The sequence below is a fragment of the Janthinobacterium sp. 67 genome, from assembly GCF_002797895.1.
Classification (GTDB): domain Bacteria; phylum Pseudomonadota; class Gammaproteobacteria; order Burkholderiales; family Burkholderiaceae_D; genus Janthinobacterium.
The window spans coordinates 106,244-118,547 of record NZ_PGES01000002.1 but is presented as its reverse complement, the minus strand read 5'-3'; the positions used below and the strand labels follow the sequence as shown (position 1 = coordinate 118,547).

Sequence of the window (12,304 nt, the reverse complement as noted above, 5' to 3'; positions counted from 1 at the left end):
CCGTAAACCACGCGGCCAACGCAGTGCTACGATCAAAAAAACGACATGCATATTCCTCGCTGTTCGAGTGCGACGTCCGCTTGTATTGGCGGGCGTCGCAGGCGATTGCATTACACCGGCTTAGGCTCAGCCACAAGTACAGGCACGGTGCCGCTGGTATCCCCATCGTCCTTGACGGTACGGCGACGACGCAAAACGATACCTGCTATAGCCGGGAGTACGAACAGCGTCAGGATGGTGGCCGTCACAAGGCCCCCGATGACCACAGTCGCAAGTGGTTTTTGCACTTCGGCGCCTGTGCCGGTGGCAATTGCCATCGGCACGAAGCCCAGGGAGGCCACCAATGCGGTCATCAGGACAGGCCGCAGACGCTCCATTGCACCGTCGATTACCGCCTTGGAAGCTTCCATGCCATCAGCTATCCGTTTATTGACAGCAGAGATGAGCACCAGGCCGTTGAGCACGGCCACGCCAGATACGGCAATGAAGCCCACTGCTGCTGAAATCGAGAACGGAATGCCGCGCAGTACCAATGCAAACACGCCTCCTGCCAACGCCAGCGGCACAGCCGTCAGCACGGTTGCCGTCAACATCGCATTTCCGATTGCCATGTACAACGCGACAGAGATCAGCACGAAGCAGATAGGCACAATGATCATCAGACGTTCGGTCGCCGCACGCAGGTTTTGGAATTGGCCACCCCATTCAATCCATGAACCTGGCGCCAATTTGACCTCTTTCTGCAGGCGCTGCTGCGCTTCGTCGACATAGCTGCCCATATCGCGGCCGACGACATTGGCCTCGACATAGATACGGCGCTTGCCATTGTCGCGGCTGACTTCGTTCAAGCCTTGGGTAAAGCGGAATTCCACAAGCTGACGCAGTGGCACTGACTGGCGCACTTGTTCACCGGTGGCTGGCAGCATGATGGGCAAAGCACCCAGCTCATCAAGGTTGTCGCGCAGTGCCGGCGGCAAGCGCACGACAATATCGAAACGCCGGTCGCCTTCAAAGATCTGACCGGCCGAACGGCCCGCCAGCGCAGTGGCCACAGTGTCGGCAACTTCTTTGACTGTCAGGCCATATCGAGCGATAGCGGCACGGTCAAACGAAATGTCGAATGTCGGAAACCCTTCCGTTTGCGCCACTCGCACGTCGGCCGCACCTGGCACCTTGCGCAGCACTGCTGCAATTTCCTTGGCATTTTGGGCGAGCTTGTCCAGATCATCACCAAAGACCTTGACGGCGACATCACTGCGCACGCCGCCGATCAGCTCATTGAAGCGCATTTCAATCGGCTGAGTGACGTCATAGTTGTTACCGATGATAGGCGCAGTCTTGGCGCGGATACGTTCGATGACCTGTTCTTTGGTGGTGATGCCTGCAGGCCATTCCTCCTTCGGTTTCAGAATCACGTAGTTATCCGACGCGTTCGGTGGCATCGGGTCGGCCGCCAAGCTGGCGGTACCAGCTTTCGAATACACGGTTTTGACTTCCGGAAGTGACAGAATGGCGCGCTCGATCGGCAGGTCAAGTGCTGCCGATGCTTCGATCGGCGTCGACGGGATACGTACCGAAGACAGATTCAGATTATGCTCATCGAGGGTAGGCATGAACTCGCGACCAACAAAGCTGAAGGCCACACCTGCAAGTATCAGTACGGCGACACCGGCGCCGATAAACGGCAGCGGTCGCGCTACAGCACGGCGCAGCAGCGGCTCATAGCGGTTTTTCGTCATGACGATAGCTTTGACCTCATGCTCGGCCACTTTCCCGTTCATCATTACCGCGATCAGCGCCGGCACGAACGTCAGCGACAGGACGAAAGCTGAGCCCAGGGCGAGCATCAGAGTGATCACCATCGGCGAGAACATCTTTCCTTCCACGCCTTGGAAGCTCAGACAAGGCAGAAACACCAGGAAGATCACCAATTGGCCGTAAATGGTGGGACGAAGCATTTCGCGTGATGACGCCACCACTTCTTCCAGACGTTCCTTCAGCAACAGGAGTCGCCCTTCTTGATGCTGGCGTTGGGCCAAGCGGCGCAAGGTATTTTCAACGATGATCACGGCGCCATCGATGATCAGACCAAAGTCGAGCGCACCAAGGCTCATCAGGTTGCCGGAGATCCCCATCGAATTCATGCCGATGGCGCTCATCAGCAGCGATAGTGGGATGACCAATGCGGCGATGATCGCTGCGCGCCAGTTGCCCAACAATGCAAACAGAATGACGATCACCAGCAGCGCGCCCTCAGCCAGATTTTTCGCGACAGTGGTAATGGTGGCAACCACCAGTTGTGAGCGATCCAGCGTTGGCACGATAGTGATGCCGGCAGGAAGCGTTTTAGTCACCACCTTCAGCTTTTCGCCGACGGCGCTGGCGACTGTGCGGCTGTTTGCACCAACCAGCATCAGCGCGCTACCGATCACCGTTTCGTAGCCATCGCGACTTGCCGCGCCACGGCGCAACTCGCCACCGATGGTAACCTTGGCAACCTGACTGACCATAATCGGTACACCGTTACGGGTAGCAATTACTGCGCGCGCTATCTCGTCGGCACTGCGGGCGCGGCCGTCCGCGCGCACCAGATAAGCTTCGCCGGAGCGACGAATGTAATTGGCACCCACCGACACGTTGGATGCTTCGAGTGCGGTGGCGAGTTCGGCGTACGAAATGCCTAGCGCAACCAATTTGGCGGAATCAGGTTCGACCACGTATTCCTTGACGTAACCACCCAAGGAATCGACATCGGCCACACCCGGTGTCGTACGCAATTGCGGACGCACGATCCAGTCCTGGACTGTACGCAGGTACGCCAGTTTTGACACTTCGTCGGACAGGCTCTCGCCCTGATCGGTCAAAAAGCTGCCATCACTTTGCCAGCCGGCCTTGCCATCGTTACGCGGTGCTCCCTTGCCTTCAGGATGGGTGAACTCCACACTATAGTGAAACACTTCACCAAGCCCGGTAGACACCGGACCCATCTGCGGTTGGGCCTCCTCAGGCAGATCTGCCCGTGCCCGCGCCAAGCGTTCAGAAACTTGCTGACGCATGAAATAGAGATCGGTATTTTCCTTGAAGATGGCGGTGACCTGGCTAAAACCGTTACGCGAGAACGAGCGCACAGTCTCGACGCCGGCCAAGCCGGAAAGCGCAGTCTCGATCGGATAGGTCACGCGCTTTTCGATTTCGACCGGACTTAGTGTCGGAACGACAGTATTGATCTGCACTTGCTTGTTGGTGATGTCCGGTGTGACATCAATTGGCAGTAAATTGAGCTGCCACGCACCGATCACCGCCACGATGATGGTCATGAACAGGACCAGCCAACGCGACCGAACGGAGCTGGTAATTATGGAATCAATCATTATTCTTCCTTGCCAGACTTAATCATGTCGGCCTTCACGAGAAAGGCGTTGCGAGTGGCGACCTGGTCGCCGGCCTTGACGCCGGAGACGATCTGCGCCACACCGCCGCTACGTATGCCCACCAGTACTGGTTGGATGCGAAAGCCTTTCTGGCTGCGCACGAACACCACGTCACGACCCTCAAGGTTTTGTACCGCTTCCTCCGGTACCACCAAGCCGTCGCCTTGACCCTTGACGTGCAGGCGTACCCGCACGCCTTCGCCGACGACCAGCGCCGCGGTGGCGGCAGTCGGCGTCAGTATCACGGTCGCGGAGCGCGTAGCACCGTTGACCGTCGATGTTACCGAGCGCACAGTGGCATCGACTGGCATGCCATTGGACGCTATCACGGTCGCCTGGTCGCCACTGGAGATGCGGATGATGTCGGCGGATGAGACGGCAGCTTCAATCTGTACCGGACCTGTGCCAGCGACGCGAAATAATTCGGTCTGAGGCTGCACAAAACTGCCCAGTGTGGCGGCGTTAAACGTGACCTTGCCGGCGATCGGGCTGACGACGGCTACCGATCTGCCATCGGCGGCCACCTTCGCGGCACGAGCCACGGCGTTGGCGCGTTGTGCCTCGCTTTCGGCAACGGCCAGCGTCGCCTGTGCCGCTTCAAGATCAGCACGCGGCGTGACACCCTGTTCGAATAGCGAGGCTTCACGCGCTTGGTTCTTGCGAGCGAGTTCAGCCTTGGCATTGGCGACGGTGCGCTCCGCAGCAAGGCCTGCTGCTTCCATACTTTCGACGGTAGCGAGCGTTTCGCCGGCCTTCACGGTATCGCCTAACTGGCGATTGATCCGTGCGATGTTGCCCGCCGCGCGGGCAACAATGACGGCTTCGCTGTTAGGTTGAGCGGCAACCGAACCTGGCGCCAGGATCTCGGAGCGCAGACCGCCTGCAGCAACGGCTTCAACCGCGATGCCGGCAGCTTTGAGGTATTCACCAGGAATATTAACTTCCTGTACCGGCTCTACGGCCGCAGCAGGTGTGGAAGAGGCCACCGCTGCAACAACCGGTGCCTTTTTGGTCCCGGTCCATTGCGCGGCGCCGAAGCCGGCGGCGGCAGCGATTGCCACCAGGGCTGCGGCGAGCGGCAGGTTAATGGCGCGACGTGGTTTTTCTGTCATGGTGTAACTCCAAATGCGATGCGGCCTTCGGCCGTGAAAAGGGTAGCGAGGGCGCGCACGCGCGCCAAGCGGGCTTCAATGGAGAGAGCCTGTGCTTCGGATAATGCGCGCCGGATAGCCAGTAATTCGATCAGTGGTGTCTTGCCAGCGTCATAGCCGGCTCGCCCCAATCGATAGGCGTCGACTGCGGCAGTTTCGCCCTGTTCGGCGGCTTGGAGGCGTCGCTCTGTAGCCACCACCCGGGCTTGTGCGGCGCGGTGCGTTGCCTGTGCTTCCAACCGCGCCGCTTCCACACGCTGTTCGGCGGCGCTGGCCCGCTCACGCGCGGCTGTCACGCCATGCTGATTGCGATCAAACAAGGGGATGTTGATGTTGACGCCAATGATGGCGGCACGCTCGTTACTCCAGCCAAACTTCCGCATGCCTGCGCTAACACCCACATCGGGAACCCAGCGTTTTTGCTCCATCCTCACTTGCGCCGTTAATGCGTCGCTTTCTGCACGCGCGCTGGCCAGCGCTGGCGACGCGTCGGTCGTCCAGCGTTGATCGCTACGGGGTGCTATTGCGTGGTCGAGAAACGGATGGCTGATGCCGGTGTATGGCTGATCGGCGCCAGCTACCGCAGATAATCGCTCCAGCGCATCAGTAGCGTCAGCCACGGCCGACTGAACCGCTGCTTCGGCGGCAGATACGCTGGCGCGCGCTTGTGCCAAGCGCAGCTGGGCTTCACGGCCGGCTTGCACCAGCGCCGTTGTCGCGCGAAAGTCATCGTTGGCGCGAGCCAGTTCGGCATCGGCCACTTGTTTTCGCAATTGCATGGCCTCTGCCGTGGCGTAGGCGACTGCCAATTCATTGGCGAAAGCAATGCGAATCTGACGTTCGCGCGCGCCCACCGCATCGGCCTTGCGTTGCTCCGCTTCGATACGGGCGCTGCGCTTGCCTCCGATCTCGAATACCTGCGTTAAGGTATAAGTGTCTTGGCGCTGGCTGACGCCGTCCATCTTGGGTGCGCCAAGATTTTCGCCGGTGTAACCCAGCGAAGGGTTAGCCCAGGCGCGTGCCTGGCGCGCATCGGCGCCGGCAGCGCGCACCGTGGCGGCCTGCTCCAGCAGCGCCGGTGCCTGCGTTTCAGATTGTTGCAATAGTGCAGCCAGCGATGGCGCGTCGGCCGCTTGGGCAGCGCCCACGAATAGAGACAGGACGATGCCTGTCAGTTTGCCGCGCGCAAGTGCGCACGGACTCACGGATAACCTGTACATAGTTAAGCCCCTGCTTGTTAAAAAGAGTGCAGTGCAGCGGGCCGCAGCATGAACGTCAGGCGTTCATGCGCTTTACAGGAATGTGAAGGAGGGCAGCCCGCGTGTTAGACGGGCGAACGAGGAGGACGTAACAGCGGTAATGTGGCTCGATCGGAAAAAGTGTCGAGAAATGCTTCAGGGGCGATACGAATATCGAGAACCAGCGGCAGCTGAAATGGCGGAGGGAACAGCAAGTTCATGCTGTTTCCGTGCTCGAAGTCGGACAGGTGACGGGATGATTTTTGAGAATCGTCGAGATGGACGTCGCCGTCGTCGTCACCAGCGTCGTCGAGATCGTGGTGATGGAGAATTTCGGAGGAATGCTCCGTCATGTGCTTGGCGACGAAGCCGATCCCGTATGTGTTGTAGCCTTCCATGACGTGAGCGAAGTTGCGTTCCGCAGCAATCAGCGATTGCAAGGGAAGCAAAAACATCATCAAGATGAGTAGCGCTTTCTTCATGTGCGAAGGATATCGTCGGTAGGCAACAAACAAAGTATGTGTAGTATTATATCCCCTAGGGAGGATACCATGTCAATTCATAATTCGCATTCAGCGATCATAAAGCGCCTCAAGCGTGCCGGCGGCCACCTTAGCAGCATTGTCGCCATGCTGGAGGAGGATCGCCCTTGTGTAGAAATCGCGCAACAGTTGCAGGCAGTCGAAAGTGCCATCGGTTCGGCCAAAAAAGCACTCATACACGACCATATCAGTGAATGCCTGACCGTTACCAGTGCCGATACACAAGGGCATGACCGAAATGTTGCTGCGGAATTCAGAGCTATCGCCAAGTACTTATAGATAGTAGATTTTTTGACAATTTTGGCAATCCTGCACGTTAGAAGGAAAGTGCATGGCACTGCCTTCACGGTAGCAAGCTTTGTGGAAGCGAAACGGCCTGGTTTCCGCTTCATTCGATCAACTATGCGACATTTCCAGCGCCGCCAAGCCAGCATTGGCCACAAAGACGGACCTCGGCAACTTTTTACGCTTTTGCAACATCAGCAAGGTGATCGAGGGGGTTGAAAAGTCAACGAGCGAGTGTTTGGCACTTTTTTCTTTGTTAATCAAAAAAATGAACCGATGTTACAAATCACGCCACGCTGCCACTGTCACGGAAACACTCAGCTGTTTATACAAGTTTTTATTAAAACGACCTAATATCCCATTAAACTTTTTAATATCTCGTTGAAGTTTCTATTCCGACGTAGCCTGCCACTCAGGAGAAAGTCTTGCCCGTTTGTCGCTGCCGACAATTGCCGCTAGGTACAGACGCTGAGGCACTTGGAAAAAATAAAGTAAATGTCGTTACACCATCCTGTTCGCTCTGAACTTGAGCACTTCCGTGATGCAAGGACATGATCGACTTGACGATGGCCAGTCCTAATCCGGCTGATGCAGAAATGATCGATCTTGATTTGTCCGATCGGTAAAAACGGTCGAACAGGCGCGGCAAATCTTCCGCGACAATACTTGGGCCAGTGTTGGAAACCGATAGGTGCACACCATCTTGATCAGCCACCGTACGCAACACGATGGTGTTGCCTCTTGTCGTGTAACGAATAGCGTTGGAGACCAGATTGCTTACTGCGCGGCGCAGCAGGTGTGCGTCGGCATGCACCGTGCCGGTGGCAATCAGCAAAAGGAGAACCCCAGCCTCGGAGGCGGGGCCTTCGAAGTACTCGGTAATGCGCGTGAGCTCGCCGTGAGCGTCCAGTTGTTCCGTCGATAGTGCAACCTGATCGTGATCTGCACGAGCCAAGAACAACATGCTTTCCACCATTCTCGCTAGCCGCCCAAATTCTTCATAGTTAGATGAAAGCAGGTTTTGATATTCCTCGGTTGAGGTACCCTGACTTTTTCGGACACTCTAGTTTGGTAAACTTCACCAACTGGAGAACTTATGACACGCTCAACAACATACACACCGGAGCTTCGGGAAGAAGCGGTAAAACTGGTCCTGACACAAGGCCTGACGCTGGAAGACGCCGCGTTGCGTCTCACCATTCCCAAGGGCACGCTAGCGAACTGGGTCAGTGCGGCAAGGCGCGGCACGTCGCCCAAAGTAGCCCCTGGTAGCCGCTCCGTGCCGGAGCTTGAGGCTGAGGTAACCAAGCTGCGCAAAGAGCTTGCCGAGGCACGCATGGAGCGCGATATCGTAAAAAAAGCGGCAGCGTACTTTGCGCGGGAGTCGCTGCCAAGTACGCGGTCATGAAGACCTTGCGACTCGAATTTCCTGTCACCATCATGTGCCGCGTCTTTAGCGTCTCGCGCAGCGGTTTCTACGCTTGGGCGAACGGCAAACCGTCGCAGCGGGCGCAGGACGACGCACGCCTGAAGGTCGCCATCGAGGCCGTGCACGCGCAGAGCCGGCAGACTTATGGCCCGTTGCGCATGCAGCCGGAACTGACGGCGCAAGGCTTTCCGGCCGGCCGTGATCGTATCGTCCGTCTGCGTCGCGAGCTCGCCCTGCGCTGCAAGCAAAAGCGCAAGTTCAAGGCCACCACGAACTCGAATCATGACCTGCCGGTGGCCGACAACCTGCTCAATCAGACTTTCGCGCCGACCCGGCCGAACGAAGCCTGGGTGACCGACATCACCTATGTGGCGACCGGCGAGGGCTGGCTTTACCTGGCCGGTATCAAGGACGTGTTCACCTGCGAGCTGGTGGGCTACGCGATGGACGAGCGCATGACGCAAACGCTGACGGCAACAGCACTGTGGAAGGCCGTGCGCAACAAACGCCCCGCGCCGGGCTTGATTCACCACTCCGACCGTGGCAGTCAGTATTGCGCCCACGACTATCAGAAACTGGTGACGCAGTTCGGCATGAAGCCGTCCATGTCGCGCCGAGGAAACTGCTATGACAACGCGCCCATGGAAAGCTTCTGGGGCAGCCTGAAAAACGAGCTGGTGCACCATCAACGTTACGCGACCCGGGCCGACGCGAAAGCCGCAATACAGGAATATATCGAAAGCTTTTACAACCGCCAGCGACGCCATTCGCGCCTTGGCAATGTTCCGCCCGCGTTGTTCGCTGAAAAATTCAGCAAACAGCCGCGGGTGGCTTGAAACAAGAGTGTCCGCTATTGACAGTACACCTCAGGTTTCTCTAGGTTGAGATAACACGACTTCGGTCTGAACCATCAGGTTGTTCAGCGGCGTGCGTAAATCATGAGCAAGGTCGCCAGCAAATTCGGACAGATTATTGAGACTGCTTTGCAGGCGGTTAAGCACCTCGTTAAACGAATCGGCCAGAACCCTTAGCTCAGCAGGTGCCGATTGTGCATCCAATCGTATTTCAAGGTTATGCGCCGTAATCTGTTGTGCTTGACCTGCAAATAACTTCACTTTCCCCAAGCCACAACGAACGACAATAAAGCCCAGTAGCGCTGTCAGCACTGCGCCGATGAGTCCTGCAATAACAACTTTCAATCTATAAGTAGCTAAGACCGCAGCAAGGCCATTGCTACTGCGGGCAAGCGTGATGGTGACTTCCGTACCGGTGGCGCCAACAGAACCCAGTGCACGGATGACTCGCAAATTTTGCTCGTTGCGCTGTACGGCATTGCGAACATGCGATGGTTCAGGTATCACAGCTGCAGGTATCGGTGCGGCGGCATCCGTGAACGAGTACTGGACATTATTACGCACCAAGATCTCCCTATTCTTAGCTTGTATCAGCAACGAAAACTCTCCGTGAATGTTAACTGCCTCCAAAAAACGATGAGGATGCAGGCGGATCGAGTCGACATCAGCCGTTTCCTCTAAAACGTGTCTGATGAATAGAATGCACTCCACGAGGTTGGTATCGTCCCGTTCCTGGAGTTGGCTTGCCAGCGCCTGATAAAGGTAAATGCCAAGCACGGAAAACACAAACACTGAAATAAAGGCAAAGAGTGCTCCCAACTGCGCGGTGAGAGACCAGTTGCTGACCCTCACCGCCGGTCTTCCAAAACATAACCCATACTGCGGATTGTATGGATAAGCTTAACTTCAAACGGATCATCAATTTTCGCCCGCAGGCGACGTATCGCAACATCGACAACATTGGTATCACTGTCGAAATTCATGTCCCAGACTTGAGAGGCAATCAGTGGCCGCGACAAAACTTGACCGACGCGCTTCAGCAGCAAATGCAAGAGGGCAAACTCCTTTGCAGTCAAATCGATGCGGATCCCAGCCCGAATGACTCGCCGCTTGGGAGCGTCTAGCTCCAGATCGGCGACGTGTAAGAGATCTGGTTCCCTAGTTGGACCTCGCCGAAGCAGTGTGCGGATGCGCACAAGAAGCTCTACAAAAGCAAATGGTTTTACCAGGTAGTCATCCGCGCCGAGTTCAAGTCCCTTAACGCGGTCATCCAAGCCATCCCGCGCAGTCAGAAAAAGTACCGGCGTATCAATGGTTTTGCGCAACTCCGATATCACCTGCCAGCCATCAAGGCCAGGAAGCATGACGTCAAGGACGATCAGATCATACTGTGACACGGTCGCAGCATGAAGCCCGTCTGGGCCGGTGGTGGCGAGATCGACTATAAAACCTGACTCGGTGAGACCCTTGCGAATATATTCGCCTGCCTTTTGTTCATCTTCCACCACTAATAGACGCATGTTGTTGTTCCACTGAGCAAGCTAATTATTGACATCTGACAGCATATGGGACTTCTGGTCAGCGTTTTTGCGTTGAGTCTACTTCGACCAAGTGACAACCGTCTGACGCCAACATTACATTTTTGTCAGAATCAACGTGTTTTCGAACCTATTAGAGCCAAAAATCAGATAAGTATTGATGGCCTTGCTGGCACTTGCAAGCCTTCCTCGACGATGTCCCTTCGGCCGTTCGGGTTGGTAGAGAAAATCCTGCATTATGGAAAATGATGCATTCGAATGTACGATATTTGCACGGCGGGCCTATGAAAACAAGGAAAAAGACAGTGTTCAGGCTTTTGGTTGCTGACATGGATGCGAGTCAGGAAGAATCGATAAAGCTGTTGTTAGAACGTGCCTCCTCACCCAATAAATATTATCTTAAAGGCAAATTAAATGGTTTAGTTATGTAGCAACAGCTTGCTGAGGTACCCTGACTTTTTCGGACACTCTAGTTTGGTAAACTTCACCAACTGGAGAACTTATGACACGCTCAACAACATACACACCGGAGCTTCGGGAAGAAGCGGTAAAACTGGTCCTGACACAAGGCCTGACGCTGGAAGACGCCGCGTTGCGTCTCACCATTCCCAAGGGCACGCTAGCGAACTGGGTCAGTGCGGCAAGGCGCGGCACGTCGCCCAAAGTAGCCCCTGGTAGCCGCTCCGTGCCGGAGCTTGAGGCTGAGGTAACCAAGCTGCGCAAAGAGCTTGCCGAGGCACGCATGGAGCGCGATATCGTAAAAAAAGCGGCAGCGTACTTTGCGCGGGAGTCGCTGCCAAGTACGCGGTCATGAAGACCTTGCGACTCGAATTTCCTGTCACCATCATGTGCCGCGTCTTTAGCGTCTCGCGCAGCGGTTTCTACGCTTGGGCGAACGGCAAACCGTCGCAGCGGGCGCAGGACGACGCACGCCTGAAGGTCGCCATCGAGGCCGTGCACGCGCAGAGCCGGCAGACTTATGGCCCGTTGCGCATGCAGCCGGAACTGACGGCGCAAGGCTTTCCGGCCGGCCGTGATCGTATCGTCCGTCTGCGTCGCGAGCTCGCCCTGCGCTGCAAGCAAAAGCGCAAGTTCAAGGCCACCACGAACTCGAATCATGACCTGCCGGTGGCCGACAACCTGCTCAATCAGACTTTCGCGCCGACCCGGCCGAACGAAGCCTGGGTGACCGACATCACCTATGTGGCGACCGGCGAGGGCTGGCTTTACCTGGCCGGTATCAAGGACGTGTTCACCTGCGAGCTGGTGGGCTACGCGATGGACGAGCGCATGACGCAAACGCTGACGGCAACAGCACTGTGGAAGGCCGTGCGCAACAAACGCCCCGCGCCGGGCTTGATTCACCACTCCGACCGTGGCAGTCAGTATTGCGCCCACGACTATCAGAAACTGGTGACGCAGTTCGGCATGAAGCCGTCCATGTCGCGCCGAGGAAACTGCTATGACAACGCGCCCATGGAAAGCTTCTGGGGCAGCCTGAAAAACGAGCTGGTGCACCATCAACGTTACGCGACCCGGGCCGACGCGAAAGCCGCAATACAGGAATATATCGAAAGCTTTTACAACCGCCAGCGACGCCATTCGCGCCTTGGCAATGTTCCGCCCGCGTTGTTCGCTGAAAAATTCAGCAAACAGCCGCGGGTGGCTTGAAACAAGAGTGTCCGCTATTGACAGTACACCTCATGCTGATCTGGCGTTTAGCATGTATCACATCCCAAGTAATATCCAGTTATAATCAGTCATGCTCAAACGCTTCCTCTATATTCTTGCTGTCGCTTTCGCTCTCCAGATGAGTTGGGGAATTGCGAGCGCATA

General features: G+C 56.5%; 10 protein-coding genes. 3 read left to right on the top strand and 7 right to left on the bottom strand.

Annotated features, from left to right (window positions below; genetic code table 11):
* Positions 1 to 110 precede the first annotated feature (110 nt).
* The 4 genes from CLU90_RS28395 to CLU90_RS28380 all read right to left on the bottom strand — a co-directional run bounded on the left by CLU90_RS28395 (position 111) and on the right by CLU90_RS28380 (position 6,302).
* The gene (locus CLU90_RS28395; protein WP_100429658.1) at positions 111 to 3,371 is read right to left on the bottom strand and encodes a CusA/CzcA family heavy metal efflux RND transporter; all 3,261 of its coding nucleotides are present in this window, start codon (positions 3,369 to 3,371) and stop codon (positions 111 to 113) included.
* On the bottom strand, positions 3,371 to 4,543 hold the full coding sequence (locus CLU90_RS28390) for an efflux RND transporter periplasmic adaptor subunit (RefSeq protein WP_100429657.1): 1,173 nt from the start codon (positions 4,541 to 4,543) through the stop codon (positions 3,371 to 3,373). Before CLU90_RS28390 ends, CLU90_RS28395 begins: the two co-directional genes overlap by 1 nt.
* Entirely contained in the window at positions 4,540 to 5,802 is a 1,263-nt protein-coding gene (locus CLU90_RS28385) for a TolC family protein (RefSeq protein WP_100429656.1), read from the bottom strand. Before CLU90_RS28385 ends, CLU90_RS28390 begins: the two co-directional genes overlap by 4 nt.
* Positions 5,803 to 5,906: 104 nt before the next feature.
* Positions 5,907 to 6,302, bottom strand: coding sequence for a hypothetical protein (locus CLU90_RS28380; protein WP_100429655.1), 396 nt, complete (start codon positions 6,300 to 6,302; stop codon positions 5,907 to 5,909).
* 69 nt (positions 6,303 to 6,371) lie between these two features.
* Between CLU90_RS28380 and CLU90_RS28375 the strand changes: the two genes are divergently transcribed.
* Positions 6,372 to 6,641 carry a metal-sensing transcriptional repressor gene (locus tag CLU90_RS28375; protein WP_100429715.1) on the top strand — a complete coding sequence of 90 codons (270 nt, stop codon included), beginning with the start codon at positions 6,372 to 6,374 and terminating at the stop codon, positions 6,639 to 6,641.
* 418 nt (positions 6,642 to 7,059) lie between these two features.
* On the opposite strand, the gene CLU90_RS28370 is transcribed toward CLU90_RS28375, so the two are convergent.
* The gene (locus CLU90_RS28370) at positions 7,060 to 7,611 is read right to left on the bottom strand and encodes an ATP-binding protein (protein ID WP_232731420.1); all 552 of its coding nucleotides are present in this window, start codon (positions 7,609 to 7,611) and stop codon (positions 7,060 to 7,062) included.
* A gap of 132 nt (positions 7,612 to 7,743) precedes the next feature.
* On the opposite strand from CLU90_RS28370, the gene CLU90_RS28365 reads away from it, so the two are divergent.
* Positions 7,744 to 8,912, top strand: a protein-coding gene (locus tag CLU90_RS28365) for an IS3 family transposase (protein ID WP_100429255.1) whose coding sequence is annotated in 2 segments (ribosomal slippage) — positions 7,744 to 8,008 and positions 8,008 to 8,912 — 1,170 coding nt in all. Because the reading frame shifts where the segments join, the coding sequence is not laid out codon by codon here.
* A 30-nt stretch (positions 8,913 to 8,942) separates the two neighbouring features.
* Here CLU90_RS28365 and CLU90_RS28360 read toward each other — a convergent pair.
* Both CLU90_RS28360 and CLU90_RS28355 read right to left on the bottom strand, forming a co-directional pair.
* Complete coding sequence (locus tag CLU90_RS28360) at positions 8,943 to 9,782, bottom strand: HAMP domain-containing protein (protein WP_100429653.1); 840 nt, start codon at positions 9,780 to 9,782, stop codon at positions 8,943 to 8,945.
* Complete coding sequence (locus tag CLU90_RS28355) at positions 9,779 to 10,450, bottom strand: heavy metal response regulator transcription factor (RefSeq protein ID WP_070223724.1); 672 nt, start codon at positions 10,448 to 10,450, stop codon at positions 9,779 to 9,781. Before CLU90_RS28355 ends, CLU90_RS28360 begins: the two co-directional genes overlap by 4 nt.
* 520 nt (positions 10,451 to 10,970) lie before the next feature.
* Between CLU90_RS28355 and CLU90_RS28350 the strand changes: the two genes are divergently transcribed.
* A protein-coding gene (locus tag CLU90_RS28350; protein WP_100429255.1) for an IS3 family transposase occupies positions 10,971 to 12,139 on the top strand; the annotation gives its coding sequence in 2 pieces (ribosomal slippage) (positions 10,971 to 11,235 and positions 11,235 to 12,139; 1,170 coding nt in all).
* Positions 12,140 to 12,304: the final 165 nt, after the last annotated feature.